At 52.1% G+C, this 26,585-nt stretch carries 26 protein-coding genes; 18 read left to right on the top strand and 8 right to left on the bottom strand.

What is annotated here, in order from left to right; all coding sequences use genetic code 11:
* Nucleotides 1-57: 57 nt before the first annotated feature.
* Nucleotides 58-909, bottom strand: coding sequence for a C40 family peptidase (locus NXT09_RS05115; protein WP_268579082.1), 852 nt, complete (start codon nucleotides 907-909; stop codon nucleotides 58-60).
* A gap of 341 nt (nucleotides 910-1,250) precedes the next feature.
* On the opposite strand from NXT09_RS05115, the gene NXT09_RS05110 reads away from it, so the two are divergent.
* Nucleotides 1,251-1,601 (top strand): Grx4 family monothiol glutaredoxin, encoded by a 351-nt coding sequence (locus NXT09_RS05110; RefSeq protein WP_010276591.1) that lies wholly within the window; start codon nucleotides 1,251-1,253, stop codon nucleotides 1,599-1,601.
* A 103-nt stretch (nucleotides 1,602-1,704) separates the two neighbouring features.
* Here the strand turns inward: NXT09_RS05110 and rnt are convergent, their stop codons facing one another.
* Both rnt and gloA read right to left on the bottom strand, forming a co-directional pair.
* Nucleotides 1,705-2,376 carry a ribonuclease T gene (rnt, locus tag NXT09_RS05105; protein ID WP_039279581.1) on the bottom strand — a complete coding sequence of 224 codons (672 nt, stop codon included), beginning with the start codon at nucleotides 2,374-2,376 and terminating at the stop codon, nucleotides 1,705-1,707.
* A gap of 148 nt (nucleotides 2,377-2,524) precedes the next feature.
* On the bottom strand, nucleotides 2,525-2,932 hold the full coding sequence (gene gloA / locus NXT09_RS05100; RefSeq protein ID WP_268579081.1) for a lactoylglutathione lyase: 408 nt from the start codon (nucleotides 2,930-2,932) through the stop codon (nucleotides 2,525-2,527).
* A gap of 289 nt (nucleotides 2,933-3,221) precedes the next feature.
* On the opposite strand from gloA, the gene NXT09_RS05095 reads away from it, so the two are divergent.
* Nucleotides 3,222-3,461, top strand: coding sequence for a DUF1289 domain-containing protein (locus NXT09_RS05095; protein ID WP_268579080.1), 240 nt, complete (start codon nucleotides 3,222-3,224; stop codon nucleotides 3,459-3,461).
* A gap of 228 nt (nucleotides 3,462-3,689) precedes the next feature.
* Nucleotides 3,690-4,127 (top strand): transcriptional regulator SlyA, encoded by a 438-nt coding sequence (gene slyA, locus NXT09_RS05090; protein WP_010276609.1) that lies wholly within the window; start codon nucleotides 3,690-3,692, stop codon nucleotides 4,125-4,127.
* Nucleotides 4,128-4,258: 131 nt separating this feature from the next.
* Here slyA and NXT09_RS05085 read toward each other — a convergent pair whose 3' ends face one another.
* Complete coding sequence (locus NXT09_RS05085; protein WP_268579079.1) at nucleotides 4,259-4,726, bottom strand: outer membrane lipoprotein; 468 nt, start codon at nucleotides 4,724-4,726, stop codon at nucleotides 4,259-4,261.
* A gap of 349 nt (nucleotides 4,727-5,075) precedes the next feature.
* On the opposite strand from NXT09_RS05085, the gene anmK reads away from it, so the two are divergent.
* From anmK to pdxY, 5 genes are all read left to right on the top strand, one after another.
* Nucleotides 5,076-6,188 (top strand): anhydro-N-acetylmuramic acid kinase, encoded by a 1,113-nt coding sequence (gene anmK / locus NXT09_RS05080; protein ID WP_268579078.1) that lies wholly within the window; start codon nucleotides 5,076-5,078, stop codon nucleotides 6,186-6,188.
* Nucleotides 6,189-6,285: 97 nt separating this feature from the next.
* Nucleotides 6,286-6,603, top strand: a complete 318-nt coding sequence (locus NXT09_RS05075) for an MliC family protein (protein ID WP_039359311.1) — start codon at nucleotides 6,286-6,288, stop codon at nucleotides 6,601-6,603.
* A gap of 107 nt (nucleotides 6,604-6,710) precedes the next feature.
* A complete protein-coding gene (pdxH, locus tag NXT09_RS05070) occupies nucleotides 6,711-7,394 on the top strand; it encodes a pyridoxamine 5'-phosphate oxidase (RefSeq protein WP_268579193.1) in 684 nt (227 codons plus the stop codon).
* Nucleotides 7,395-7,629: 235 nt separating this feature from the next.
* A complete protein-coding gene (gene tyrS, locus NXT09_RS05065; protein ID WP_014915732.1) occupies nucleotides 7,630-8,907 on the top strand; it encodes a tyrosine--tRNA ligase in 1,278 nt (425 codons plus the stop codon).
* Nucleotides 8,908-8,991: 84 nt separating this feature from the next.
* Nucleotides 8,992-9,852, top strand: coding sequence for a pyridoxal kinase PdxY (pdxY, locus tag NXT09_RS05060; RefSeq protein WP_109411202.1), 861 nt, complete (start codon nucleotides 8,992-8,994; stop codon nucleotides 9,850-9,852).
* 46 nt (nucleotides 9,853-9,898) lie between these two features.
* On the opposite strand, the gene gstA is transcribed toward pdxY, so the two are convergent.
* Nucleotides 9,899-10,507, bottom strand: coding sequence for a glutathione transferase GstA (gene gstA / locus NXT09_RS05055; protein WP_039525649.1), 609 nt, complete (start codon nucleotides 10,505-10,507; stop codon nucleotides 9,899-9,901).
* An 866-nt stretch (nucleotides 10,508-11,373) separates the two neighbouring features.
* Here gstA and NXT09_RS05050 point away from each other — a divergent pair.
* Together NXT09_RS05050 and acnA are read left to right on the top strand one after the other, a co-directional pair.
* Nucleotides 11,374-12,678, top strand: a complete 1,305-nt coding sequence (locus NXT09_RS05050; RefSeq protein ID WP_268579077.1) for a dicarboxylate/amino acid:cation symporter — start codon at nucleotides 11,374-11,376, stop codon at nucleotides 12,676-12,678.
* A gap of 296 nt (nucleotides 12,679-12,974) precedes the next feature.
* Nucleotides 12,975-15,647: an aconitate hydratase AcnA gene (gene acnA, locus NXT09_RS05045; RefSeq protein WP_268579076.1), complete on the top strand. Its 2,673-nt coding sequence runs from the start codon at nucleotides 12,975-12,977 to the stop codon at nucleotides 15,645-15,647.
* Nucleotides 15,648-15,717: 70 nt separating this feature from the next.
* On the opposite strand, the gene NXT09_RS05040 is transcribed toward acnA, so the two are convergent.
* Both NXT09_RS05040 and NXT09_RS05035 read right to left on the bottom strand, forming a co-directional pair.
* A complete protein-coding gene (locus NXT09_RS05040; RefSeq protein ID WP_268579075.1) occupies nucleotides 15,718-16,149 on the bottom strand; it encodes a putative T6SS immunity periplasmic lipoprotein in 432 nt (143 codons plus the stop codon).
* A gap of 2 nt (nucleotides 16,150-16,151) precedes the next feature.
* Nucleotides 16,152-16,406 carry a hypothetical protein gene (locus tag NXT09_RS05035; protein WP_306417448.1) on the bottom strand — a complete coding sequence of 85 codons (255 nt, stop codon included), beginning with the start codon at nucleotides 16,404-16,406 and terminating at the stop codon, nucleotides 16,152-16,154.
* A 246-nt stretch (nucleotides 16,407-16,652) separates the two neighbouring features.
* Between NXT09_RS05035 and NXT09_RS05030 the strand changes: the two genes are divergently transcribed.
* Entirely contained in the window at nucleotides 16,653-18,287 is a 1,635-nt protein-coding gene (locus tag NXT09_RS05030; RefSeq protein WP_268579074.1) for an ABC transporter substrate-binding protein, read from the top strand.
* A 72-nt stretch (nucleotides 18,288-18,359) separates the two neighbouring features.
* Here NXT09_RS05030 and ribA read toward each other — a convergent pair whose 3' ends face one another.
* A complete protein-coding gene (gene ribA, locus NXT09_RS05025) occupies nucleotides 18,360-18,953 on the bottom strand; it encodes a GTP cyclohydrolase II (protein WP_010276651.1) in 594 nt (197 codons plus the stop codon).
* A 313-nt stretch (nucleotides 18,954-19,266) separates the two neighbouring features.
* Between ribA and pgpB the strand changes: the two genes are divergently transcribed.
* From pgpB to NXT09_RS04990, 7 genes are all read left to right on the top strand, one after another.
* Nucleotides 19,267-20,043, top strand: a complete 777-nt coding sequence (gene pgpB / locus NXT09_RS05020; RefSeq protein WP_205566142.1) for a phosphatidylglycerophosphatase B — start codon at nucleotides 19,267-19,269, stop codon at nucleotides 20,041-20,043.
* 325 nt (nucleotides 20,044-20,368) lie between these two features.
* A complete protein-coding gene (locus tag NXT09_RS05015) occupies nucleotides 20,369-21,310 on the top strand; it encodes a D-ribose ABC transporter substrate-binding protein (protein WP_268579073.1) in 942 nt (313 codons plus the stop codon).
* Nucleotides 21,311-21,354: 44 nt separating this feature from the next.
* Nucleotides 21,355-21,987, top strand: a complete 633-nt coding sequence (locus NXT09_RS05010; RefSeq protein ID WP_268579072.1) for a DUF2291 family protein — start codon at nucleotides 21,355-21,357, stop codon at nucleotides 21,985-21,987.
* Entirely contained in the window at nucleotides 21,987-23,540 is a 1,554-nt protein-coding gene (locus NXT09_RS05005) for a sugar ABC transporter ATP-binding protein (RefSeq protein ID WP_268579071.1), read from the top strand. The genes NXT09_RS05010 and NXT09_RS05005 overlap by 1 nt, the downstream gene beginning before the upstream one ends.
* A 1-nt stretch (nucleotide 23,541) precedes the next feature.
* On the top strand, nucleotides 23,542-24,639 hold the full coding sequence (locus NXT09_RS05000; protein WP_039481026.1) for an ABC transporter permease: 1,098 nt from the start codon (nucleotides 23,542-23,544) through the stop codon (nucleotides 24,637-24,639).
* 176 nt (nucleotides 24,640-24,815) lie between these two features.
* The gene (locus NXT09_RS04995) at nucleotides 24,816-25,646 is read left to right on the top strand and encodes a transketolase (protein WP_268579070.1); all 831 of its coding nucleotides are present in this window, start codon (nucleotides 24,816-24,818) and stop codon (nucleotides 25,644-25,646) included.
* Nucleotides 25,639-26,583: a transketolase family protein gene (locus tag NXT09_RS04990; RefSeq protein WP_268579069.1), complete on the top strand. Its 945-nt coding sequence runs from the start codon at nucleotides 25,639-25,641 to the stop codon at nucleotides 26,581-26,583. The genes NXT09_RS04995 and NXT09_RS04990 overlap by 8 nt, the downstream gene beginning before the upstream one ends.
* Nucleotides 26,584-26,585 lie beyond the last annotated feature (2 nt).

The raw sequence follows: 26,585 nt of genomic DNA, 5'->3' as shown, positions 1-26,585 counted from the left end.
ACGTGTCTGAATAGCTTCTCTTCACATCGCCTTTCTTTACTACGTACAACCTATCTCTTAACGAATCGTCTGCGGCGTCACCACGCGACGTGCGCCAACATAGTGCTCCTGCCAATAATCTTCACTCAGCTTGCTGATACGAATATCTGAGCCTGTACGCGGCGACTGGATAAATTTCCCTTCCCCCAGATAAACCCCGACGTGATCGGCTGCGCCACGATTATTGATGCGGAAGAAGACCAGATCGCCACTTTCCAGCTCGCTCTTTTTAATCGGAGCGGCGTCACGCAGGTGATACATTTCGTTTGCGGTGCGTGGAATTTGGATCTTAACGACATCTTTGTAGGCGTAATAGACCAGTCCGCTACAGTCGAATCCGGTAAAGGGAGAGGAGCCGCCCCAGTGGTAAGGTTTACCAATCTGGCTCATCAACTTATTCATTGCGGTCGTTTTGGCATGCTGATAGCGTTTTTTATGTGCTGCGCTTAGCGCCATTCCTTTTTCTGTCGGCGCTGGATTTTTATCCGCTTTTCCCTTGAGCGCGGTCTTCTTCAGACCGGTTTTGACTCTGGCTTGTGCGGTGGTTTGTTTCTCTTCTTCAGGCTTCAGCTTTTTAAGATTTTTTTTCACTAGCGCGGGCGTGCTGCTTTGCGTCCGTGACGGCTTTTTTTCTGTCACTTTGCTCGCGGTGCGGGATTTGGTTTTATTGCTGACGGTGGTAGGTTCTGGTTTTTTGCTTTTGATCGGCGTCGGTGATTTAGCATTACCCTTTGTTTGGCGGCTTTTCTTATTCGTTTCTACCACGGCGCTTTTCTTTGGCGCAGAATTCGGGGTATGCGGCGCAGCCTGAACGATGTTCAGGGATAGATTACTGAAAAATAATATAAAAAGAGTAATAAATAAGCGCATAATAACAGTGACCGAACATAATCCTTAACTCGCTCAATCCTCACAGTATTCCTGAAAACGGCGTCATAAAAAAGTGGGCACGGTCGCTTTATTCATACAGAATAGTGAAAAAACGTTAATAGTTATTTTTTCGATTGATTTATCAGCGTTTTCTGGCGTTGATTTCATCAATGATGAATGCCTTCAGGAAAAAATAACCCTACAAAAAATGGCGTTTTTTTGTGGCTAGTGGCATCGGTACAATATCACTGAGTCAATGTCGCTGTCGTAGCATCTCTGACGGCGGCTCATGGCTAGCGTTTTGGACGTTAGCCATCCTATAGAATTAAGGAAGCAAGAAGATGACGACACCGACAATTGAAAAAATTCAGCGCCAAATTGCTGAAAACCCGATTCTGCTGTACATGAAAGGCTCCCCGAAATTGCCAAGCTGCGGCTTTTCCGCACAGACGGTTCAGGCGTTGTCTGCCTGTGGCGAACGTTTTGCGTATGTTGATATTTTGCAGAACCCAGACATTCGTGCTGAGCTGCCGAAATACGCGAACTGGCCGACATTCCCACAGCTGTGGGTTGACGGTGAGCTGATTGGCGGCTGTGATATCGTGGTTGAAATGTTTCAGCGCGGTGAACTGCAACCGCTGATCAAAGAGACTGCAGACAAATACAAAGCGCAGCAGGCCGATCAAGAGTAATGCTTTCGTCTGGCGTAATGACGATGTCAAATGTTGTTACGAGGCGAGCGTAAATCCTTCCAACGGGTGCCTTTATGGCACCCGTTTTTTGATCTCAGCCTTTTCAGTCTTCGGCTGACGCGTCTTCCAGCGAATTCTCTTCCAGTGCAATCGGCCATCCGCCCAGACGTTTCCAGCGGTTAACCAACTCACAGAACAGCAATGCCGTCTGGTTGGTGTCATACAGCGCGGAGTGCGCCTGGCTTGAATCAAACGCTATACCGGCGGTAATACAGGCTTTAGCAAGAACCGTTTGGCCTAACACCAGCCCGCTAAGTGCTGCAGTATCGAAAGTGGCAAAAGGGTGGAAGGGATTACGTTTTAGGCTACAGCGCTCGGCCGCCGCGGCCATAAAGCTATGATCGAAGGTGGCATTATGCGCCACGATAATCGCGCGGTTGCAGCCCTGATCTTTAATGCCTTTACGCACGACTTTAAAAATTTCATGCAGCGCATCATATTCGCTCACCGCGCCACGCAGCGGATTGGTGGGGTCAATACCGTTAAACGCCAGTGCGGCGGGCTCCAGAATCGCGCCCTCAAAAGGCTCGACGTGAAAATGTAGCGTTTCATCTGGCTGTAACCAACCGTCTTGATCCATTTTTAATGTTACCGCCGCAACTTCCAGCAAGGCATCGGTTTTCGCATTAAATCCGGCGGTTTCAACATCTATCACTACCGGGTAAAACCCACGAAAACGGCCGCTCAGGGCGTTCAGATCACTTTTATCAGCCATTTTTCTCTTAATTGTTAGCAAAACGCAGCGCGCATTATTGCAAATTTTGACTGGAGATGCAGCATGCCCGTTGCGGTTTCAAACGGCGGAGATAGCAGAAGAAGGAGGGAGAACAGGTGCCGATGCGGCACCTGTGGAATGCGGGGGATTAGTGACCGATGCCGTTGCCAGCGTGGGCGTTCTCGATCAATTCGATTTTATAACCGTCTGGATCTTCGATGAACGCAATTACGGTTGTACCGCCTTTGACCGGGCCCGCTTCGCGCGTTACATTGCCACCCGCTTTGCGGATACGCTCACAGGTTGCGGCAACATCGTCAACGCCCAGCGCGATATGACCATAGGCGTTGCCCACATCATAGCTGTCGACGCCCCAGTTGTAAGTCAGTTCGATAACCGCACCTTCGCTCTCTTCGGTATAGCCGACGAAAGCCAATGTATATTTATATTCGGTATTCTCGCTGGTGCGCAGCACGCGCATGCCCAGGATTTGGGTATAGAAATCGATAGAACGTTGTAAATCGCCAACACGCAGCATGGTGTGAAGTAAACGCATAGTGTCCTCGTTAAAAAGTGCAACAAAGGGGGAAGTATAGCGTTGTGGCTCTACCGAGTCCAAGCTGTTGGGATGATGCTAAAAATGCGACACTATAGTGAGGTTTGTGTTAAAACGTACTCTCAGGAGGGGTAAATAGCGCGTTGGGGCAATTTTAGTCTGCCTGACGTGTAAAAAAATCGTCAGTTATTACAATGGTTACCTAATTATTTTCATTGTGACTGTCCGTTTGGGCTTGCCAGCGGTAAAGAACAGGGCTTCAATAAATAGAGTTGTAGCAGGAGGTGTTGTGCCAGAGCAACTTGAACTCTTTGTTGTCCCTAATCCATGCTGTGGTATTTGTCAGATGGATGAAGGCGGATATTGTCGCGGTTGCTTTCGCAGTCGTAATGAGCGCTTTAGTTGGGGCCAAATGAGTGATGCGCAGAAACAGGATGTGCTGCGTTTGTGTCGGCAGAGAATGAAACGCTCACAGCGTTCAGAGAAATCCGATACACCAGCAGAGTCCCGTCAGCCATCGTTGTTCTAAGTTATCTTGCTTTAGATGATCTATTTACGTGAAATTTTGTTTAAGCAACGCAGGAGCGTTCGATTGAATAAAATAAGCCTGAGATCATTTTTAAAAGACTTTTATTTGATAGAATCCATTTCATGATGGAGCTATTTTTACAACAATAAAGTCATTTTTTATTCTTATAAATCAGAGTTGATTGCAATCCAGGGATATAACTTAGCGTGCTAACAATAAGGAGAGGTGATGGAATTGCCATTAGGATCTGATTTAGCCCGTCTGGTGCGCGTATGGCGTGCGCTGGTCGATCATCGATTAAAACCACTTGAACTGACTCAGACGCATTGGGTCACGTTGCATAACATATACCATCTACCCCCTGGGCAGTCGCAGATTCAACTCGCCAAAGCGATAGGTATTGAGCAACCCTCATTAGTCCGAACACTGGATCAGCTTGAGGAAAAAGGGTTAATCACTCGCCACGTCTGTGCGCACGATCGTCGGGCAAAACGTATTATGCTGACCGAATCAGCAGAGCCAATCATACAGGCAGTCAATGGTGTAATTAGCCATACACGTAGTGAAGTCTTATTTGGTATTACGCCGGAGCAGGTTGATGAATTAGCGCTGTTGGTTTCGCGTCTTGAGAAAAATATATTGGCATTACATGAGAATCAAGCGTAGCTAAATTTGGGTTACGCAGAGGGAGAATTAAATCCCGGCAATATTACCAGTATCGATTATTGGTTATTTATTCCGGGAGTTGATTATTCGTTGTGACGATCGCCGCAGAAAGTGGCGATCGTCACACAGCATTAGCGTGGGGAAACGGTAATACTGCGGCCATTGTTGGCCATGGCAACGCGTTGACCTGCGCTGAATTTCGTATCGCCTTGTTTCTGTACCACCATGATGGTACTGCCATCATCACGACGAATTTCCAATTCTACGCCCTGTGTGCGGTTCAGCGCACCCGTAGCGCTTTGACCCGCAATACCACCGGCTACTGCGCCAGCTGCTGTCGCCAGGCTACGACCGGAACCGCCACCGATCGTGTTGCCCAGGAAACCACCCAGCACAGCACCGCCGAGCGCACCGATCACGTTAGAATCTTCTCCCGCCTGAATTTGAACCGGACGCATAGAAACAATCGTACCGTAGGTCACGGTCTGCACTTGTTTCGCTTCGGATGCGCTGTAAACATCACCTGAAAGCGTACTGGTATTAGCACAACCAGCCAGCGTGATACCAGCAAGGGTAACCACAAGCAAACGCTTCATCATAATACAAACTCCTTAATAGCGAATATGTCGGGCTGGCTCAGCCTCGGCCGACGCAGTGTTATACCAATAAATTATGGTCTGGCTCAGTGTAGCATGCCACTCTTTTTACTCTTTTTTTCAGAATATGATAGTGCGCTTAAATTGCGTATAAACAGAGAAGTAAATAGTACGAGAAAGGGCTTTTTTTGTAGCAAATATTATCAAAAATCGATAATTGGTTAAAACCTAACCCGTGTGGCAAAAACGTAAAAAATTTAATAATTCAGCGTGTTAACGTGCTACTTTTATTCTCAACGTAACGGTTGTTATCGGTGTTCTCTTTTTATCCCACAGGGGCAAAGGCTATATAATGAGATCAGGCAGATATATTGGCGTAATGTCCGGCACCAGCCTTGATGGTGTGGATGTTGTGCTAGCCGCGATTGACGAACATACGGTTGCTCAGCAGGCCAGCTACTGTCACCCGATACCGCAGGATATCAAGATGGCTATCCTGGGGATGTGTCAGGGGCAGGCGGTGACGCTGTCGGCGCTGGGACAGCTGGATACCCGTCTGGGCATCTTGTTTGCCGAAGCGGTGCTGACGCTGCTTAAAGAGACGGAGCTGGGAGCGCAGGATATTACTGCGATTGGCTGCCACGGCCAGACGGTCTGGCATGAGCCTACGGGCGATGCGCCTTGCACGTTGCAGATCGGCGATAATAACCGCGTTGCCGCCTTGACTGGCATCACGACCGTGGGGGATTTTCGCCGCCGCGATTTGGCTTATGGCGGGCAGGGCGCTCCGCTAGTGCCATCATTCCACCATGCGTTGCTGTTGCATCCTGTCGAACGACGTATTGTGCTCAACGTTGGGGGCATCGCCAATTTGTCGTTGTTGGTGCCGGGTGCGCCCGTGCGTGGCTACGACACCGGTCCCGGAAATATGCTGTTGGATGCCTGGATCTGGCGGTACTGCGCGCAGCCGTATGATAAAGACGCCGCGTGGGCGATGAGTGGTCAGGTGAATCCGCTATTGCTACGCCGAATGTTGACCGATCCTTATTTTGCGCTGCGAGCGCCCAAAAGCACCGGGCGTGAGTATTTCAATCTGGGCTGGCTGGAAAGAATGCTGGCGGGCCTGCCGCCGATAGCGCCGCAGGATGTTCAGGCGACGCTGGTTGAGTTAACGGCCGTGAGCATCGCTGAACAGGTGTTGTTGGTCGGTGGATGCGAACGCTTATTGGTTTGTGGTGGTGGCGCACGTAATCCGCTCATTATGGCGCGTCTCTCGGCACTGCTGCCGGGTATCGAAGTCAGCACGACGGATGAGTGTGGCGTGAGCGGCGATGATATGGAAGCGCTGGCATTTGCCTGGCTGGCGTCACGCACGCTATCAGGGCTGCCGGGCAATCTGCCGTCCGTCACGGGAGCGAGCCAGGAAACGGTGTTAGGCGCGATTTATCCGGTCAACGCGGATTAATCAGATTTTGCCGAGAGGTTCATCGTTATCCTCTTGTTAAACTTAAGTGAGCGGCAGCGTCAGTTGCCGCCATCGACAAGAATGACAGGAGAAAAGAATGAAACGATTGCTGACGGGGACAGCGCTGATTCTGCTGAGCGGATGCAGCTATTTTGGTCATAAACAGACGGTGGAAACGCTGCATTATCAATGCGGAACAATGCCGCTAACCGTGACGCTACAGCAGGGCGGTGAAGCGACTCCGCAGGTGAGTTTTCTGCTGGACGGTGAACGTCTCACGCTCCCGCAAGTGGTGTCCGCGTCTGGCGTCAGATACAGCAATGACACCTACACATTCTGGAGCAAAGGCGATCGTGCATTTATCCAACGGGGTGAACGGGTTATCGTAGACGACTGCGTGTTGGCACCGATGTAACTGACGCCGCACGCTAGTGATGTCGCTGCTGATTGCGATTTTTCGGGTACGGGAGCAAAATGGGATTTTCGCCCGCTTCTGGCCCGACATTGCGACAGCAGGATATTATGACTCAGGAACGCTCCCCTTCTGACAGTTCTCCTCTTATTCAACCCGCCGATATTGCTGACATCCGCCGTGAATACACGCGTGGCGGGCTTCGCCGTAGCGATCTTCCCGCGAACCCGCTGGATTTATTTGAACGCTGGCTCAAGCAGGCCTGTGACGCACAGCTGGCCGATCCCACCGCGATGTCCGTTGCGACCGTGGATGAGCACGGGCAGCCTTACCAGCGTATCGTTCTGCTGAAACACTTTGATGAGAAAGGCATGGTGTTTTATACCAATATGGGCAGCCGCAAAGCCCATCATCTGGAAAACAATCCACGAATCAGCCTGCTGTTCCCTTGGCATATGCTGGAGCGGCAGGTCATGGTGCTGGGACGCGTAGAGAAGCTGCCGGCGCTTGAGGTGCTGAAATATTTCCACAGCCGCCCGAAAGACAGCCAGATTGGCGCGTGGGTATCAAAGCAGTCCAGCCGGATTTCAGCGCGCGGCGTGCTGGAAAGCAAATTTTTGGAATTGAAGCAAAAATTCCAGAATGGCGAGGTGCCTTTGCCGAGCTTCTGGGGTGGCTTCCGCGTCGTGATCGATTCTGTCGAGTTTTGGCAGGGCGGCGAACACCGTCTGCATGACCGATTTTTCTACCAGCGGCAGGACGAGGGCTGGCAGATCGATCGTTTAGCGCCTTAATCGCGAAATATCCGTGTTAAACGCTGGCGCTCCTATCATCAGCACTTTATCCTATGAAGTTTCGCGTTGACTGGGCATTGCGCGGCGATATGGCGTTCATGGCCTGTTGCGTAAAAGTCATGCAGCAGCGAAATCATCATGCGACAGCAGACAGGTATGCTGCGCATCTCTCACGGCGTTGTGCGTAAACCCAACGGGAACGTAACGGCCTATTTTTATAAAAATGGAGTTATCGATGGCGAGTAGTAACCTGATTAAACAATTGCAAGAGCGGGGCTTGATTGCCCAGGTGACGGATGAGGAAGCGTTAGCAGAGCGGCTGGCGCAAGGGCCAATTGCACTGTATTGCGGCTTTGATCCCACCGCCGACAGCTTGCATTTGGGGCATCTGGTGCCGCTGCTCTGCCTGAAACGCTTCCAACTGTCTGGCCACAAGCCCGTTGCGCTGGTTGGTGGTGCCACGGGGCTGATCGGTGACCCAAGCTTTAAAGCCACAGAACGTAAGCTGAACACAGCTGAAACTGTGGGTGAATGGGTAGAAAAAATTCGCCGTCAGGTGTCTCCATTCCTGGATTTTGACTGCGGCAAAAACAGCGCGATCGCAGCCAATAACTACGATTGGTTCGGCAGTATGAACGTGCTGGATTTCCTGCGTGATATCGGCAAACACTTCTCCGTTAATCAGATGATTAGCAAAGAAGCCGTCAAACAGCGTTTAAACCGTGATGACGTCGGCATTTCGTTCACCGAGTTTTCCTACAACCTGCTGCAGGGATACGACTTTGCCTCGCTGAACAAGCAGCATGATGTCGAGCTGCAAATCGGTGGTTCCGACCAATGGGGTAACATCACGTCCGGTATCGACTTGACGCGCCGCATGAACCAGAAACAGGTTTACGGTTTGACTGTGCCGCTGATCACCAAATCTGATGGGACGAAATTCGGCAAAACGGAAGGCGGCGCAATCTGGCTGGATGCTAGCAAGACCAGCCCTTACAAATTCTACCAGTTCTGGATCAACACGGCGGATGCCGATGTGTACCGCTTCCTGAAATTCTTCACGTTCATGAGCCTCGAAGATATCGATGCGCTGGAAGAAGAAGATAAAAATAGCGGCAAGGCTCCACGCGCGCAGTACGTGCTGGCGGAAGAAGTGACCCGTATGGTTCACGGCGAAGCAGGTCTGGAAGCAGCTCGTCGTATTACACAAAGCCTGTTCTCTGGCGCATTGCAGGATATGACGCAGGACGACTTTGCGCAGTTGGCGCAAGATGGTATGCCGATTATCGAACTGGAAAACGGTGCGGATTTGCAACAGGCGTTGGTCAGCGCTGAGTTAGTGCCGTCACGCGGTCAGGCCCGTACGATGATCTCTTCGAATGCGGTCACCATTAACGGCGAAAAACAAGCTGACCCTGAATACACTTTCAGCGATGCCGACCGTCTGTTTGATCGCTACACCTTGCTGCGTCGCGGCAAAAAGCACTACTGCCTGATCTGCTGGAAAGCATAAGCATTACCGATAAGGGAGCGTCAGCTCCCTTTCTTCTTGTAAGTTGAGGCGCACAGGCGCTGGCAAGGATCTGAGTCATAGCTAATGAAAAATATACTTTCCATCCAATCACATGTCGTTTTTGGTCATGCCGGTAACAGCGCGGCAGAGTTTCCGATGCGTCGGATGGGCGCAAACGTTTGGCCGTTGAATACGGTGCAGTTCTCTAATCATACCCAATATGGTCACTGGACGGGATGTGTGATGCCCGCCAGCCACCTGACCGAGGTAGTGCAGGGAATTGCGAACATCGACAAACTGAAGACCTGTAATGCGGTGTTGAGCGGCTATATCGGCTCCGCCGAGCAAGGGGAACATATTCTGGGTATTGTTCGTCAGGTGAAAGCGGCTAATCCTGATGCGCTGTACTTCTGCGATCCGGTGATGGGTACGCCGGAGAAAGGCTGTATCGTCGCGCCCGGTGTGTCTGATTTCCACTGTCAGCAGTCGTTGCTCGCAGCCGACATTATCGCGCCGAATCTGCCTGAACTGGAGCTGCTGGGTGGCCGTACCGTGCATAACGTGGCGGAAGCCGTAGAGACCGCGCGTGCCCTGTGTGAAAAAGGGCCCAAAATCGTTCTGGTAAAACACCTGAGTCGTGCCGCCACGCGTGAAGACAGCTTTGAAATGCTGCTGGTGACACCGACGGATGCCTGGCACATTAGCCGCCCGCTGGTAGAGTTTGAACGTCAACCTGTCGGCGTGGGCGATTTGACCAGTGGATTACTGCTGGTGAACTTGCTGAAGGGCGTGGCGTTGGATAAAGCGCTGGAGCACACGACGGCGGCGGTCTATGAAGTCATGCTGGTGACGAAAGAGATGAATGAGTATGAGCTACAGCTGGTTGCGGCTCAGGATGGGATTGCCAATCCGCGTCATCACTTCCAGGCGATTCGCCTGTCGTAAAACGTATAACGCCCCGACTACCGGGGCGTTATAGCATGTTAACCTTTCAACCTTTCAACCTTTCAACCTTAAGCGCGGTAACGACGGAAGGGCGCTCGGCAATATGGTCGAGGTAAGCCGCCAGCGCAGGGTAGCGGAACATATCCAGTTTTAGCGACTGCGCCCAGCGCATCACAGTAAACAGATACGCATCGGCGATACTAAAGCGGTTGGCGACCAGATAGTTCTGTTCACTCAACACCAGATTGATATAGCGGAATTTGACCTGCAAATACTCCATCAGCAGCTCTTTATACGTTTCCGGTGTGCCAGGACGGAAGAGCGGCGTAAACGTTTTGTGCAGCTCAGCAGAGATGTAGTTCAGCCATTCGAGCGTATGGTAGCGCGCCATGCTGCCAGTCGGAGCGATAAGGTTACAGTGCGGAACCAGATCGGCAATGTACTCGGCAATAGCGACACCTTCAGTCAGAATAGACCCATCATCCAGCTCTAACGCTGGCACCATCCCTTTCGGGTTGATGAACGTATAGTCGGTTCCACGCTCTGTCTTTTTCGTGCGCAGATTGACCTTCTCCAACTTGAATTCCAATTTGGATTCGATCAAAACAATGTGTGTAAAAAGAGAACTGCTTTCAGCTTTGTAAAACAGTTTCATGGAAACCCCTTCCTATTATTATTTTTCCATCAACACATGCGCTGATGATTGTTGAATAACGACATGTCGTTTTTTTACAACAAAACGTAACGGGAGAGTGTGAGGCCTCTTGCAAAATACTCCTTATGTAGGATTTTTGCGTGAAATTTGGGCGATTTTGGCGGCACACAATCAAATTTTCATACGTTATTCCTGGGCGATCTTTTGGGTTCTAACAGCGGCGATCGGTAAAGCCATATAGCGTATGACAGATGCCGCTTTTGGCTGGGGCAGAAACCGCAACAGTACGGATTGTGAAGGCGATTTCTGGGTCGGCAAGATCGCGAGAGGCAGAGGGGTGAAAGGATAGGTCTGGGAGGCGTTTTTCGGCGCATGACTTATAGCGGTTAATTAATCATTGCTAAATCTGTTGATAAGAAAAATTTCATTAGTGACAGGTTTCGTATTTTTCATGATACCGTCGATTTAAGTTATTTCCCCATGGTGAGCGTCTAATGGATATTTAAAAATAACAATAGGAAAAGGTATGAAGGGGAACTATTGCAAAGTGAAGTTGATTAAACTACCCCTTTATTTATCGCATGTAATAAATGAGGGGTAGTTATGTTCAACGGTTTTCGTAACGCGCGTGCAATATTAATTAGCAGCGACGTTTCCAATTATACGTTACATCTCGTCGACATTTTTTCTATCAGTGATGGAAAAATAAATACGCTTCCCGAGTAACTATTATCACCACATCAAGACACAGAGAATACGTCGATAAAAATCGGATAAGCCGTAGGCTGCTTACGCCTAGGCGTTAGGCGGCTCATGTTGGCTAATAGTGCGTATTGTCTGATTCGATTCATTATCATGAGGTTACTATGAAAAAGAACAGGTTATTATTTTTTATAGCCTTGGCTATTCTTCTCGGGATTGTTGTCGGCGGTGCCTGTCATTCTTTATTAACGGAGCAGGAGGCCAAAGAGGTCGTATCCTACTTTAATTTAGTGACCGATGTTTTTCTGCGCCTGATAAAAATGATTATTGCGCCATTGGTATTCGCCACCTTGGTTTCTGGTCTTGCTAGCATGGGGAGTTCTTCTTCCGTTGGCCGAATAGGGCTGAAGGCGATGGTGTGGTTTATTTGTTCTTCCGTGGTTTCTCTTTTTATTGGCATGATGTTAGCAAACATCTTCGAGCCAGGCGTTGGAATGAATCTCGCTATTCCAAGTACGCCAATAGCGGTAGATACCGGCGTGAATACCGGTGGATTTACACTGAAAAGCTTCATTGCCCATATATTTCCACGCAGCATCGTCGAAGCGATGGCGAATAACGAAATATTGCAGATTCTGGTGTTCTCCATGTTCTTCGGTTCCGCACTGGCTTTTGTGAAAGGCCAGAATAAACATGCTGTCACGATGGAATCGATGATAGAGGAACTGGCGAAAGTGATGTTCCGGGTGACAGACTATGTCATGCGGTTAGCGCCTCTGGCCGTATTTTCCTCGCTGGCGTCGTCTATTACGACTGAAGGGCTGGGGCTTCTCCTCGACTTTGGCAAAGTCATTGGTGAGTTCTACCTTGGTCTGGTGCTGCTATGGGGGCTCATGTTCGGGGCTGGCGCGCTGTTCCTCGGTAAGAAAGCAACCTGGGGCCTGATCAAACTGCTGCGTGAACCCAGTATGCTGGCGTTTGCCACCGCCAGTAGCGAAGCGGCCTATCCAAAAACGATGGAAGCGCTGAGCGAATTCGGCGTTCCTAAAAAAATCACCAGCTTTGTACTCCCGCTGGGGTATTCCTTTAACCTTGTCGGTTCCATGATCTATCAGGCTTTTGCCATTCTGTTTATCGCACAGGCTTACAATATCCACTTAAGCTTGACGGAGCAGACCCTGATTCTGCTGACGCTGATGATCACCAGTAAAGGTATGGCTGGCGTGGCACGTGCTGCGGTCGTGGTAGTCGCTGCCACCTTGCCGATGTTCAGCCTACCGGAAGCGGGCATTTTGCTGATTATTGGTATCGATCAGTTCCTGGACATGGGCCGCACGGCGACCAATGTGATTGGTAACGGCATGGCGACTGCGGTTGTTGCCAAACTGGAGCGAAACCATGATCTGGAAGAACAAGACCATGAGCATTCCGACGAAGAGGCACCCGTGATGGCTACCGGGAATATCTAAATTAGCGTCAGGTTAATACACTGAGACAGGCGGCCTTCGGGCCGTTTTTCTCTTTTCTCTTCGCTCTCTTCCGTACGCGGCCGTGACTGTTTGCCATCCCCTTCACGTTCCCATTGGCGTTTATTCTGGTTTGCTTCTTTTCAATAGCTAACGGCTATCGCTGCGTTCATATCGCATTGTTGCAAAAACGTTATTTTTTGTTTGTGTTATCTTTAAATAAGACCGCAAGCTCAGGCTGGTTATTGATTAATCGCCCGATGCAGAATAACGAATAGCAAGTTCATTTGGGAGGAAGCATGTCATCACACCTTCGCGACACTTGTCTGGACACACTGACGGTACAGAAGCAGATTTACCATTACTACAGCCTGCCGACGGCGGCGAAAACGCTCGGTAACATCGATAAATTACCGAAGTCGCTCAAAGTGCTGTTGGAGAATTTATTGCGCCATCAGGACGGTGACACGGTAGGGCAGGCCGACCTTCAGGCGGTCGTAGACTGGCTGAAAACGGGCCACGTTGATCGGGAAATTGCCTATCGTCCCGCGCGCGTTCTGATGCAGGATTTTACTGGCGTGCCCGCCGTGGTCGATTTGGCGGCAATGCGAGCGGCGGTGAAACGGCTAGGCGGTGATGTAAATAAAGTTAACCCGCTGTCGCCGGTCGATCTGATTATCGACCACTCGGTGACGGTTGACCACTTCGGCGATCGTCAGGCACTCGTGGATAACACGCAGTTGGAAATGACGCGTAACCGCGAGCGTTATGAGTTTTTGCGCTGGGGGCAAAATGCCTTTAGTTACTTCAGCGTCGTGCCACCGGGAACCGGAATTTGCCACCAGGTGAATCTGGAGTATCTCGCCAAGGCCATCTGGTACGAAAAGCAGGGCGACAAACAGTTTGCCTATCCCGATACGTTGGTGGGAACCGATTCGCATACCACGATGATTAACGGTTTGGGCGTGCTCGGTTGGGGCGTCGGCGGGATAGAGGCCGAGGCTGCGATGCTGGGGCAGCCTGTTTCGATGCTGATCCCTGACGTGGTCGGCGTCAAGCTAAGCGGCAAGATGCGCGAAGGGATCACGGCAACCGATCTGGTCCTGACGGTCACGCAGATGCTGCGTAAACACGGCGTAGTCGGTAAGTTTGTGGAATTTTACGGTGATGGCCTGGATTCACTGCCATTGGCGGATCGCGCGACCATCGCCAACATGGCACCGGAGTATGGTGCGACTTGTGGCTTTTTCCCCATCGACCAAATTACGCTCGATTACATGCGGTTGACCAACCGTGCGGAAGAGCAGATCGCGCTGGTGGAAGCCTACAGTAAGCAGCAGGGGCTGTGGCGTAATGCGGGTGATGAACCGGTCTTTACGAGCCAGCTCGCACTGGATTTGTCGACGGTAGAAACCAGTCTGGCAGGGCCGAAACGCCCGCAGGATCGTGTGCCGTTAGCGGGCGTGCCGGAGGCTTTTCAAGCCAGCCGGGAGCTGGAAGTCAGCACGGTGAAGAACCGTTCTGACTATGAAGAATTCACGCTGGAAGGCGAAACGCACCGTTTACAGCAGGGGGCCGTCGTGATCGCCGCGATTACTTCCTGCACAAACACCTCTAACCCGAGCGTGCTGATGACGGCCGGGCTGCTGGCAAAAAATGCCGTAGAGCGCGGTCTGAAAACCAAGCCGTGGGTTAAGACTTCGCTGGCACCCGGTTCGCGGGTTGTAACGGATTACTATGCTAAAGCGGGATTGACGCCGTTCCTCGACGAGCTGGGATTCAATCTGGTGGGCTACGGCTGCACCACCTGTATCGGTAACTCCGGCCCGCTGCCGGATGCGATTGAAGCGGCGATAAAAGCAGGGGATCTGACAGTTGGCGCGGTACTGTCAGGCAACCGTAACTTTGAAGGCCGCATCCATCCGCTGGTGAAGACGAACTGGCTGGCATCGCCGCCGCTGGTGGTCGCGTATGCGTTGGCGGGGAATATGAACGTCGATCTGACGCAAGAACCGCTGGGTGAAGATCGTGACGGAAAAGCCGTTTATCTGAAAGACATCTGGCCGTCGACGAAAGCGGTGGCGGATGCGGTATTGAACGTCAGCGCGGGCATGTTCCACAAACAGTATGCTGCGGTGTTTGAAGGCACGCAGGAGTGGCAAGACATCGAAGTCGACAACAATCCTACTTATCAATGGCCGGAAGAATCGACCTATATCCGTCAGACGCCTTTCTTCCTGGATATGGGGAAAGAGCCTGAGCCGGTTCAGGATATCCACAACGCGCGCATTCTGGCGATGTTGGGCGATTCGGTGACAACTGACCATATCTCACCGGCAGGCAACATCAAGCGCGATAGCCCGGCAGGGAAATACTTGCTGGAGCGCGGTGTCGAAACTGCGGAGTTCAACTCTTACGGTTCACGACGCGGTAACCACGAAGTGATGATGCGCGGGACGTTTGCCAACATTCGTATCCGTAATGAAATGGTGCCCGGTAAAGAGGGCGGCTATACCCGCCACATCCCGTCGCAGAATGAGATGACGATCTATGATGCGGCGATGCGTTACAAGGACGAAAGTGTCCCACTGGCGCTGTTTGCTGGGAAAGAGTACGGCTCCGGCTCCAGCCGTGACTGGGCCGCGAAAGGCCCGCGCTTGCTGGGCGTTCGCGTAGTTATTGCCGAATCGTTCGAGCGCATTCACCGTTCTAACCTGATCGGGATGGGGATTTTGCCGCTGGAGTTTCCTGACGGTGTGACGCGTAAAACGCTGCAATTAACCGGCGACGAGCAAATTTCGATTACGGGGCTAAATCAGCTGACGCCGGGGGCGACGGTTGAGGTCAACATCACGGATGCCAGCGGTAACACGCAGACCATCAGCACCCGCTGCCGTATCGACACCCGTAACGAACTGACCTACTACCAGAACGACGGCATCCTGCACTACGTTATCCGCAATATGCTGTAATTTTATGTCTCGCCACCGAGGGCTGAAATCCGGCTCTCGGTGGATTCGCTCAACTCGAAGAACGAGTACATTAATAGTACGCGGCTTCATCCTTCCTTAGCGGTATGTTTCGAACGCTGCCGTTCGTAAATGCTATCGCAGAGACGACGCTTCTTCGTGAATCGCTGTCTTTTTTCGATTGCAGGATATACCTGACGACGTATGTCCTGTCGTCTGAAAAGCGGTAAAAAGAAGGAGGAATGCACAGTTCGCCCTGTGTAACGACGATGCTGGGATTTTCATACAGCGTCCATTCCTGTGGCTGACCGGTTCGTGTGCTAATAGCGATCAGAGTAGGTTGATAATCCTGCGCATCGCTAACTAAAAAACAGAGATCGTTTTCCGCTTGTCTGACTGACGTCAATTCGTCTGGCTGTAATCGATCGCCTGAACCGGGACAACCGACAAGAAGAAAACTTGTCGCTATAAGCAGAAATGCCGGCAATTTTGCGGTAAATGTCATCGTTAATTCCAGGGAAAGAACTGCATGGTTTTTTGATATTGTTGTCGTATTTCTGCCTCAGAAATATCGCCATCAAGGGTCACATCTCCCCGCGCCCTCAGCATTTTCCACGCTTGATAGCCGTATGTTTTTAAAACGAAATAATCAGCGATTATTTGCGCCTGCTGCTCCATTGGGTAGCATCTTAATGCGTGACGACCAAGTTTGTAGCGATAGCTGACAGCCCAGCTCACTAAGCCTCTAAATATGACATTCATACCTCGCTCACGCTGCCAGACATGGCTCACTGTATAACGTTCATTCTTGGCGGTTAAGAAAGATATATTAACCCTAACGCACCAGCACACGTTTCTTCACATTAAATACTCGAATCCTCAGATGAATTGTGGTTATGTTGTCGTGATGCTAACTACATGGGGAATAAGTAAAAACTATCGCCCAGCCACGCCCCGGATACAGCGTCAATGTCGCTTGAGAATGACGGGGATATAACAGGAGGTTATATGAATCAGTTGATCAAAAAATGCTTTAAACACTCGCTGCTGTTTCTCACGCTGTGTGCAACAGGCGCGATGACATCAGCCTTTGCTGCTCAGGTTCCCGCGGGTGTGGAACTGGCGGATAAACAAGAGCTGGTGCGAGGTAATGGTTCAGAGCCTGCGTCGTTGGATCCGCATAAGGTGGAAAGCGATGTGGAAGGCCACATTATTAACGACTTCTTTGATAATCTGGTTCGCGTGGGCGATGACGGCACCATTCAGCCGCGACTGGCCGAACGCTGGGATAATAAAGACAACACGGTGTGGACGTTCCACCTGCGGCCTGATGCCAAATGGTCCGATGGTTCACCGATTACTGCGGATGATGTGGTATACAGCTGGCGACGCCTTAGCGACCCTAAAACGCTGTCACCTTACGGCACCTACGTCGCCAGCATGTATGTGAAGAACGCGGCGGATATTCTGGCGGGCAAGAAAGCGCCGGATTCGCTAGGCGTGAAAGCGCTGGATAGCCACACGGTTGAAGTCACGCTGGAACACCCGCTGTCGTATTTCCTGGAAATGTCGGCGTATCATGTTCTGGTACCGCTGCCGAAAGCGGTTCTCGAAAAACACCCTGATAACTGGACGCAGGTCGGGAATTTCGTCAGCAGCGGCCCCTATACGCTGAGCGAATGGGTGGTTAACGAACGTATCGTCGGCAAGCGCAATAGCCAGTATTGGGATAACGCGCATACCGTCATTAACAAAGTGACGTACCTGCCGATCAGCTCGCAGGCGGCGGAGCTGAATCGCTATAAATCCGGCGAAATTGATGTCACGGGCATTTTGTCGCCCGTTCAATTTGCATCGCTGAAAAAAGAGTATCCGCAGGAGGTGAAGGTATCACCACAGATCGGAACCTATTTTTATCGCTTCAATACGCAAAAAGCGCCTTTTGACGATCCCCGCGTCCGTCGCGCACTGGATCTCAGTTTGGATAAAAATATCATCGCAAACAATGTGCTAGGTATGGGGCAGACGCCTGCTTACAGCTTGATTCCCAAAAATATAGGGGGATTCCAGCGTAAGGATCCCGAGTGGGCAAACTGGACGCAGCAGCAGCGTAATGACGAGGCGAAGAAACTGTTGAAAGAGGCTGGGTTTGATGACAAGCATCCACTGAAATTCAACCTGCTTTACAACACCTCTGAGTCGCATTTACGCGTGGCAATTGCAGCCAGTTCAATGTGGAAGAAAAATCTTGGGTCAGAAGTGACGTTGCAAAATCAGGAATGGAAAACGATGCTGGATACCGTACGTACCGGTAACTTTGAGGTGGTCAGACAGTCCTGGACCGGGGATTACAACGAAGCCAGTACGTTCTTGAATACTCTGGAAACGAATGACAGCAACAACAACGGTAAATTCAGTAATGCACAATATGACGCGTTGTTGAAAAAGGCGCTGACGGCGAAGGATAAGCAGGAGAAAGAGGCGATTTATCAACAAGCCTCGGATATTTTAGATAGCAACATCCCTTTGTTGCCCATCTACTACTATGTCCAGCCGCAGATGGTTAAGACCTACATCGGTGGTTTTTCTCCCAACGTGCGTGGTGATTATTACACGCAAGACATGTACATCCTCAAGCACTGATCCCAATAAAACAGCCGGTTAAAAAACCGGCTGTTAGCATTGAAAGAAACGATCCTGACGCGAACGGGATCGTTACTTCATATCGAGCAGGTGCCCCATTTTGGCAGCCTTGGTCGCCAGATAGTTCTCATTCTTCGGGTTGCGCCCGACGATTAATGGCACGCGCTCAACGATATTGATGCCTGCTTCGTTGAGTATTTTCACTTTCTGCGGGTTGTTGGTCAGCAAGCGAACTTCATCAACGTCGAGCAGCTTGAACATATCGGCGCACAGCGTGAAATCGCGCTCATCGGCGGCGAACCCAAGCTGATGATTCGCTTCTACCGTATCAGCCCCTAGATCCTGCAACGCATACGCGCGGATTTTATTGAGCAGCCCAATATTACGGCCTTCCTGACGGTGGTATAGCAGCACGCCGCGACCTTCTTCGGCGATGTGGCTCAGTGCTGCTTCAAGCTGGAAACCGCAGTCGCAGCGCAGACTAAACAGGGCATCCCCCGTCAGACACTCGGAGTGCACGCGGGCAAGTACGGGAACTGAACCGGAAATATCACCATAAACCAGAGCGAGGTGATCGTGGCCTGTGGCGATCTCTTCGAAACCGACCATCAGGAAATCGCCCCACGGGGTGGGCAACTTGGCTTCCGCCACCCGTTTTAGCTGCATACTTTTCTCCAAAAAATCTGTATCCAAAAAGCCGTGTCCAAAAACGCTGTGTTCACAAACAAGAATGCTGAGGCGAATCCTACTGCGACCCATCGCGCTTGACCAGCAAAAAAGCCTGTTTAAGAACATCACAAAAATTGAATTACAACGTGGCCTGACCATCGTCTGGTTTCAGGTTCGTTGACAGAACTGAGCGCTATTTTACGCCATACTTACAGTTCGTGTCGGATTTTCTGATAGAATTGTGAAAGTTTTGTTGCAAGGCATCATGCTGAATTATTGGAAGAAACTATCTGCATTACGGGAAGAGACTATGTACGAAATTGCCAAACGAACAACCATTGGCGCAGCGCTATTACTGATTATGCCAATGATTATCTGGATGAGCGGTTGGCAGTGGCAACCGGAGTACGACGGACTCTGGTTACGTGTACTCTTCTGGATTACCGAAACGGTGACCTCGCCGTGGGGCATTCTGACCAGTATCGTGCTAAGCATCTGGTTTCTCTGGTGCCTGCGTTTTCGCCTGAAACCTGCACTCGGCCTGTTGGTTATCATGGCGATTACGGTGCTGATTGGGCAGGGAATCAAGTCGGCGATTAAAGAGTGGGTGCAGGAATCACGGCCCTATGTAGTCTGGCTGGAAAAAAATCATCAGGTGGATGACAGCTATTTCTATTCGCTGCCGCGCAATGAGCGTTCGGAACTGGTGAAAACACAGTTGCAGGACCAAACGCAGATCCCACAATGGCTGCGCAGCCACTGGCAGTTTGAAACTGGCTTTGCTTTCCCCTCTGGGCACACCATGTTTGCCGCAACCTGGGCGCTGCTGGGCGTCGGGCTGCTGTGGGCGCGTCGCCATTATAAAACGGTGGTGATCCTGATGCTATGGGCTAGCGGCGTGATGGGCAGTCGTCTGGTTCTCGGCATGCATTGGCCGCAGGATTTGGTGGTGGCGACGTTAATTAGCTGGCTGCTGGTGGTGGTCGCCAGTTGGCTGGCGCAGCGCTGGTGCGGTCCGCTCTCGCTCCAGTATGAAGAAATCAAAGAACAGGCGGAGGAGGATGCCGCCGAAAATAAATCCTCGTAGCCCTTGAGTTGTCGTTCCTGTTTTAGGTTGTACTCCAGAGTTAATCCCCAGTAGCACGTAATCTGCGGATGGCATTCGTCATCCGCATTTTTTATGACGCCGCCTTGTCCATCACCCTGCGGACCGTTGCTGACGTAACATTAAAAATCGCTCCCGTCTCTGTTTCTTCCCGACTCTTACCGCTATCGCCTCGCGCAAAATGTAAACAATTTGTGAGCTGCTTCGCTATTCCTGTTTTTGCTGTTGGACAATTTTTCGGTTGGTTGTAAAACTTCATTTGAATGTTAATTCAATATTGAATATATATTCAAACAGGAGAATAACAATGAAACCTTACCGTCTGAAATCCTCCCTGCTGGCTATCATGTTTTCCTTCTCTGCCGGTGCGTTTGCCGCAGATAACGGGTTGATCGCCATAATTACCCCTTCACACGACAACCCATTCTTTAAAGCCGAAGCCGAAGGTGCCAGAACCAAAGCCATCGAACTGGGCTACACCACGCTGGTGGCGTCTCATGACGATGACGTCAGCAAGCAAAATCAGCTGATTGAAACCGCGATTGCCCGCAAGGCGAAAGCCATCATTCTGGATAATGCCGGGGCCGATGCGACCATTGGCCCGTTGAAAAAAGCGAAGGCTGCCGGTATTCCCGCTTTCCTGATCGATCGTGAAATCAATGAAACCGGCGTGGCCGTGGCGCAGATCGTTTCCAATAACTATCAGGGCGCGCAGCTCGGTGCGGAGAAATTCGTCGAGCTGATGGGGCAGAAAGGAAAATACGTCGAGCTGATTGGCCGCGAGTCAGACACCAATGCGCACGTCCGGTCGCAGGGCTACCACGATGTGATCGACCAGTATAGCGACATGAAGCGAGTCGCCAGACAAACGGCGAACTGGAGCCAGACGGAAGCCTTTACCCGAATGGAAGCCATCTTGCAGGCAAACCCAGATATCACCGGCGTGATTTCTGGCAACGACACCATGGCGTTAGGTGCCGAAGCCGCGCTGAAAGCGGCGGGGCGTCACGACGTGATTGTGGTGGGCTTTGACGGCAGCGACTACGTGCGCGATTCCATCATCAATAAAGGCAATATCAAGGCCACGGTGCTGCAACCCGGCTGGCAACAGGCGCAGATGGCGGTCGAACAGGCGGATTACTACCTGAAGAACGGTAAGGCACAGCACGAAGAAAAACAGCTGATGGACTGCATTCTGATCGACGACTCTAACGCGACCAAACTCAACACCTTTGCGTTGAAACCGTAATTAAGGCGACAGGAGCGTCAGCTCCTGCTGATAAAGGAGTCGTTATGCTGTTCGATGAACGATACCGCGCCAGTTGGATTGGGCTCTGCGCCTTGCTGCTGTCGGCCTGTACGGTGGTCGAGCTGGATGAAAACGGTAAGCCGATCATTCCGGTCGATCCGGCTTCTGTACCGGGCTATAGCACCATGACGCCAGAGAACATCGCGACAGCGCTGTGGCAGCCGAAGTTGCTCCCAACTGCGCAGCAGCAGGCGCTGTCCTGGAATGACGTGAAGAAAACGCAGGCAACGCTGGAGGGTTCAGGACGTAAAGCGGTCTACGCACGGCTTCAGGGTACGGTCAGCGGGATTGACCGGGAAAGTCGCGAAGGAAAATTGATGCTTGATGTGCAAGGTGACGCCGTCACGCTTCAACTTGGGCCGATCGTCAAAGGTAATGCCATTCGCGATGCGGCTGGGTTTATTCGCTTTGATGACTTCAAAAATCAGGTGCAGTTTGCCCAGTTGGCCCGCGCGCTGAATAACAAAGCGCTCGCGTCGTTGCCGGAGCTGAATGCGGGCGTGCAGGGTAAACCTGTCAACGTACTGGCGGCGCTGGTGATAACGAAACAGGGCATCAGCGAAGCGGTGCCGATGACGCTAAACCTGACTGAAACGAGCGGCGGAGGGACGCAGTGATGGAAAAACCAGACGCTTCTCTGCAATCAAACGCGGTGAATCGACCCGATATCGTCATGGCGACTCGCGGCATCACCATGCTGTTTCCCGGCACCAAGGCGCTGGATAACGTCGACTACAACGTTTATCGCGGCAAGGTCAACGTGATTATCGGCGAGAACGGGGCGGGTAAATCGACGCTGATGAAGATTCTGGCCGGCGTGCAGCAGCCGACGTCCGGTCAGATTCTGTTGAATGGCGAAGCGGTGCGCATCGCGGATACGCGTGATGCGGCGGCAAAAGGCATTGGCATGGTGCATCAGGAACTCAACCTGTCCGAGAACCTGAGCGTGGCGGAGAACATCTTTCTGGGGCGGGAGCTGCAAAAGGGTGTTGCGCCTATCGATTATCTGACACAGGAGCGGATTGCGGCGGAGCTGATGGCGCGTCTCGATCAGGATATTTCGCCGCGTACCGAGGTTGCCAGCCTGAAAGTTGGTCAGCAGCAACTGGTGGAAATCGCCAAAGCGCTGGCGGACCAGGCCGACATTCTGATTCTGGATGAGCCAACTTCCGCGCTGAGCAAAACCGAGGTGGAGATTCTGTTCCGCGTGATCCGCGAGCTGACCCGCCAGAATGTGTCGATTATCTACATTTCACACCGGCTGGAAGAGCTGATGGCGATTGGTGACTACATCACTATCCTGCGCGACGGGTGTTTTCAGGCAGAAGCGGCCGTTAGCGACATCGACGTGCCGTGGATCGTGCGGGAAATGCTCGGCGGTGACCCTGTCACCAGCTTCCTGCATCCGGGCAGAACGTTTGGTGCGCCTGTGTTGGAAGCGGAACACCTTACCTCCCTCAATGATGCGGGGCATCAGGTGGTTAATGATGTGTCGCTGATGGTGCGTGAAGGGGAAATCGTCGGTATTTACGGGCTGATGGGAGCGGGTCGCACCGAACTCTTCGAGTGTTTGCTGGGTATTCAGAATGATTATCTGGGCAAGATTTATCTCGATAGCAAACCGGTGAATCTGCGGCTTGCTACCGCGCAGCGCATTCGTATGGGCATGAGTCTGGTGCCGGAAGATCGCAAGAAAACCGGCATCTTTCCGCTCTCGTCGGTGGCCTCCAATCTCACCATCGCCAGCCTGTGGCGGCGGCTGAAATACGGCATGGCGATCTTCCAGCGGCAGGAGCAGGAGGTGGTTGCCAGCACGATTGGGCAGTTGGCGATCAAAGTCTCTTCGCCCGAGGTGGAAATTCAGGCGCTCAGCGGCGGCAATCAGCAAAAAGTGGTGATTGGTCGCTCGTTGCTGACCAGCCCCAAGGTGCTGCTGCTGGACGAGCCAACGCGGGGCATCGATGTGGGTGCCAAAGCCGACGTCTTTGAAATGATGGTCGGGCTGTCCGAACAGGGCATCGGCGTGCTGTTCTCCACTTCGGATCTGAAAGAAATTATGGCGGTATCGGACCGTATTTTGGTGATGTCGAATGGCAAGCTGACGGCGAATATCGTACGTCAGTTGGCCAGCGAGTCGGCATTGGTTTCGGCAAGTGCACAAGGGTTCTGACATGAAAACGACTCACCTTCCGGCAGCGTCAGGCGCGCTATCACCGGGTAAGTTTGTACGCTCACGAGAGAGCATCCTGCTGTTGATTCTCAGGCTGCGCACGTTTATCGCGCTATTCCTGATTCTGGGGTTCTTTGCTTTCACGGTGCCCGGATTTTTGGCCACCGGCAGCCTGATCATCATGGTGAAGCACATTGCCATCAATGCGTTTTTGGCGCTGGGGATCACGTTTGTCATCATCACCGCCGGGATTGACCTGTCAATCGGTGCCACGCTAGGGCTGTGCGGCATGGTGGCGGGCTACATGATTACTCAGGGAATTGTGCTGCCCATGTTCGGCGTCGCGATTTTTCCCAGCGTGTGGGTCATCGTGCCTGTCGTGCTGCTGATTGGCGCGCTTATTGGGGCCATTAACGGCTGGATTATCACACGGTATAACGTCGCGCCCTTTATCTGCACGCTCGGAACGATGTACATCGTGCGTGGTGCATCGATGCTGATTTCCGGTGGGGAAACGTTCCCCGGCTTGGGCGGTAATCCGCAACTGGGCAACACCGGTTTTGAGCTGATTGGCTCCGCCACGATCCTAGGATTACCGCTGGCTATCTGGCTGATGTTGGTGCTGGCTGTGGTGATTGCCTACGTAGCGCGCCGCCTGCCGTTCGGCCGCCATGTTTATGCGATTGGTGACAACGAACGTGCCGCTGAACTTTCTGGCGTCAAAGTGCGTCAGGTTAAAGTCTGGGTCTACACCATTTCCGGCTTCTGCGCGGCTATCGCGGGCATCGTGGTGTCGTCTCAGTTGGTCGCCAGCCATCCGGCAACTGGTACTGCCTTTGAAATGAACGCGATTGCTGCCGTGGTGCTTGGCGGAACGTCGCTGGCAGGCGGGCGCGGTACGATTTTGGGCACGCTGATTGGCGCGTTTGTTATCGGGATTCTTGCCGACGGGCTGGTGATGATGGGCGTAAGTGAATTCTGGCAGATGGTGATTAAAGGCATCGTCATCATTGTGGCGGTGATTATCGACCAGATGCAAAACCGTATGCAGCACAAGGCCGCAATTGTGTCACAGAAGGCTGCGGCGGAAGGGACATAGTTAAGCGTAGAGACACATTAAGCATAAATCGTACGTTAAGCGTAACTAGCACGGGGCGTTGAGTTGTGGCGAGAACGATGTCGGTAGGCATACCGATGCCCGATTTGAACGCAATTTTTTTTGATTTGATATGAATAAATATTCGTTTTTGAGTAAAAATTCAAGCGAGGTGAGGTATGAATCCGTACGCATTGTCGGTGGAGGCGCTGACGAAAAAAGCCCGCGCCATTCGTCGCCGCATTATTCATCTGAATGCCAATAGCCCGGCTGGCGGGCACACGGGCGCCGACCTGTCACAGGTCGAGATTCTGACGGCGCTGTATTTTCGCATTCTGAACTGTGCACCAGATCGCCTTCAGGATCCGCAACGGGATATTTACATCCAGTCAAAAGGTCATGCGGTCGGCGGCTATTACTGCTGTCTGGCGGAAGCAGGCTATTTCCCAGAAGCGTGGCTGGCAACTTACCAGCACCCTGATTCGCATTTGCCGGGGCATCCGGTCAAGCACAAAACGCCGGGGATTGAACTGAACACCGGCGCGCTCGGGCACGGGCTGCCAGTTGCCGTCGGCATTGCGCTGGCAGCGAAGCGCGATAACAGCCCGCGTCGGGTGTTTGTCCTCACGGGAGATGGTGAGCTGGCGGAAGGCAGCAACTGGGAGGCGGCGCTGGCGGCGGCACATTACCAACTGGATAACCTGATCATCATCAACGACAAGAACAAGCTGCAACTGGCGGGAACGACCTGTTCCATTATGAAGACCGATCCGCTGGCGGAAAAGTGGCAGGCTTTTGGCCTTCAGGTCACGGAATGCGCGGGGAATGACATGCGCTCGGTGGTGGAAACGCTGGAGAATCTGCCACGCAACGGCAAGCCGAATGTGGTGATTGCGAATACGGAGAAAGGTGCGGGCGTGTCGTTTATTCAGGGGCGGGCTGAGTGGCATCACCGCGTGCCGAAAGGCGAGGAAATTGCACTGGCGCTGGAGGAATTAAAAGATGAGTAACGCAGAGCATCTGGCAACCGTCATGGTCGAGCAGTTCATCAAGGCCGTCGAACAGGGGATTGATGTCGTTCCGGTGTTGGCGGATTCGACCTCTACGGCGAAAATTTCACCTTTCATACAGCGTTTCCCCGAGCGCATCGTCAACGTGGGGATCGCAGAGCAAACCATGGTGGGGACGGCGGTAGGACTGTCCATCGGCGGCAAGATTGCGGTGACCTGTAACGCGGCTCCGTTTTTGATCTCCCGTGCGAATGAGCAGCTCAAAGTCGACGTCTGTTACAACAACAGCAACGTCAAGCTGTTCGGGTTGAATGCGGGCTGTAGCTACGGCCCGCTCGCCAGCACGCACCACAGTATTGACGACATCGCGGTGCTGAGAGGGTTTGGCAATATTGAGATCTACGCGCCGTCCAGCCCGGAAGAGTGCCGCCAGATTATCGATTATGCGTTTGAACATCAGGGGCCGGTCTATATCCGCCTCGATGGGAAACCGCTGCCTGCCTTGCACGATGAGCAGTATTGCTTTGTGCCAGGGCAGATCGATGTGCTGCGCAAAGGTCGCGATATCACGCTGGTCGGGTTGGGGTCGACCGTGCATGAAATTGTGACGGCGGCTGAATTATTAGCAGAAAAAGGACTCTCTGCAACGGTGGTTAATCTTTCCTCTATCCGCCCGTGCAATACTCAGCAATTGCTTGAAATTCTGAGTGAAACACCTCGAGTCATCACAGTTGAGGAACATAACGTCAACGGCGGTGCAGGCAGTCTGGTAGCGGAAGTGCTGGCGGAAGCGGGCCGCGGAATTCCTCTTGTGCGGTTGGGGATTCCCGATGGTCAATACGCGATTGCCGCCGATCGGAGCGCGATGCGGGCGCATCACGGGCTGGACGCGACGGGCATTGTCAACGCAGCACTGCGTCTTTGCCCGGGAGGCTGATG

The organism is Pectobacterium jejuense, from assembly GCF_026800125.1.
Lineage (GTDB): Bacteria > Pseudomonadota > Gammaproteobacteria > Enterobacterales > Enterobacteriaceae > Pectobacterium > Pectobacterium jejuense.
This window is presented reverse-complemented; position numbering and strand designations above follow the sequence as displayed.

What these genes read in the sequence shown, in the direction of transcription:
- NXT09_RS05005 (WP_268579071.1), top strand. Translation starts at nt 21,987, where the DNA reads ATGGAAAAACCAGACGCTTCTCTGCAATCAAACGCGGTGAATCGACCC.
- NXT09_RS05015 (WP_268579073.1), top strand. Translation starts at nt 20,369, where the DNA reads ATGAAACCTTACCGTCTGAAATCCTCCCTGCTGGCTATCATGTTTTCC.
- slyA (WP_010276609.1), top strand. Translation starts at nt 3,690, where the DNA reads ATGGAATTGCCATTAGGATCTGATTTAGCCCGTCTGGTGCGCGTATGG.
- NXT09_RS05110 (WP_010276591.1), top strand. Translation starts at nt 1,251, where the DNA reads ATGACGACACCGACAATTGAAAAAATTCAGCGCCAAATTGCTGAAAAC.
- NXT09_RS05035 (WP_306417448.1), bottom strand. Translation starts at nt 16,406, where the DNA reads ATGAATGTCATATTTAGAGGCTTAGTGAGCTGGGCTGTCAGCTATCGC.
- pgpB (WP_205566142.1), top strand. Translation starts at nt 19,267, where the DNA reads ATGTACGAAATTGCCAAACGAACAACCATTGGCGCAGCGCTATTACTG.
- NXT09_RS04990 (WP_268579069.1), top strand. Translation starts at nt 25,639, where the DNA reads ATGAGTAACGCAGAGCATCTGGCAACCGTCATGGTCGAGCAGTTCATC.
- NXT09_RS05050 (WP_268579077.1), top strand. Translation starts at nt 11,374, where the DNA reads ATGAAAAAGAACAGGTTATTATTTTTTATAGCCTTGGCTATTCTTCTC.
- NXT09_RS05000 (WP_039481026.1), top strand. Translation starts at nt 23,542, where the DNA reads ATGAAAACGACTCACCTTCCGGCAGCGTCAGGCGCGCTATCACCGGGT.
- NXT09_RS04995 (WP_268579070.1), top strand. Translation starts at nt 24,816, where the DNA reads ATGAATCCGTACGCATTGTCGGTGGAGGCGCTGACGAAAAAAGCCCGC.
- anmK (WP_268579078.1), top strand. Translation starts at nt 5,076, where the DNA reads ATGAGATCAGGCAGATATATTGGCGTAATGTCCGGCACCAGCCTTGAT.
- acnA (WP_268579076.1), top strand. Translation starts at nt 12,975, where the DNA reads ATGTCATCACACCTTCGCGACACTTGTCTGGACACACTGACGGTACAG.
- rnt (WP_039279581.1), bottom strand. Translation starts at nt 2,376, where the DNA reads ATGGCTGATAAAAGTGATCTGAACGCCCTGAGCGGCCGTTTTCGTGGG.
- NXT09_RS05085 (WP_268579079.1), bottom strand. Translation starts at nt 4,726, where the DNA reads ATGATGAAGCGTTTGCTTGTGGTTACCCTTGCTGGTATCACGCTGGCT.
- tyrS (WP_014915732.1), top strand. Translation starts at nt 7,630, where the DNA reads ATGGCGAGTAGTAACCTGATTAAACAATTGCAAGAGCGGGGCTTGATT.
- pdxY (WP_109411202.1), top strand. Translation starts at nt 8,992, where the DNA reads ATGAAAAATATACTTTCCATCCAATCACATGTCGTTTTTGGTCATGCC.
- gloA (WP_268579081.1), bottom strand. Translation starts at nt 2,932, where the DNA reads ATGCGTTTACTTCACACCATGCTGCGTGTTGGCGATTTACAACGTTCT.
- gstA (WP_039525649.1), bottom strand. Translation starts at nt 10,507, where the DNA reads ATGAAACTGTTTTACAAAGCTGAAAGCAGTTCTCTTTTTACACACATT.
- pdxH (WP_268579193.1), top strand. Translation starts at nt 6,711, where the DNA reads ATGACTCAGGAACGCTCCCCTTCTGACAGTTCTCCTCTTATTCAACCC.
- NXT09_RS05075 (WP_039359311.1), top strand. Translation starts at nt 6,286, where the DNA reads ATGAAACGATTGCTGACGGGGACAGCGCTGATTCTGCTGAGCGGATGC.
- NXT09_RS05010 (WP_268579072.1), top strand. Translation starts at nt 21,355, where the DNA reads ATGCTGTTCGATGAACGATACCGCGCCAGTTGGATTGGGCTCTGCGCC.
- NXT09_RS05030 (WP_268579074.1), top strand. Translation starts at nt 16,653, where the DNA reads ATGAATCAGTTGATCAAAAAATGCTTTAAACACTCGCTGCTGTTTCTC.
- NXT09_RS05115 (WP_268579082.1), bottom strand. Translation starts at nt 909, where the DNA reads ATGCGCTTATTTATTACTCTTTTTATATTATTTTTCAGTAATCTATCC.
- ribA (WP_010276651.1), bottom strand. Translation starts at nt 18,953, where the DNA reads ATGCAGCTAAAACGGGTGGCGGAAGCCAAGTTGCCCACCCCGTGGGGC.
- NXT09_RS05040 (WP_268579075.1), bottom strand. Translation starts at nt 16,149, where the DNA reads ATGACATTTACCGCAAAATTGCCGGCATTTCTGCTTATAGCGACAAGT.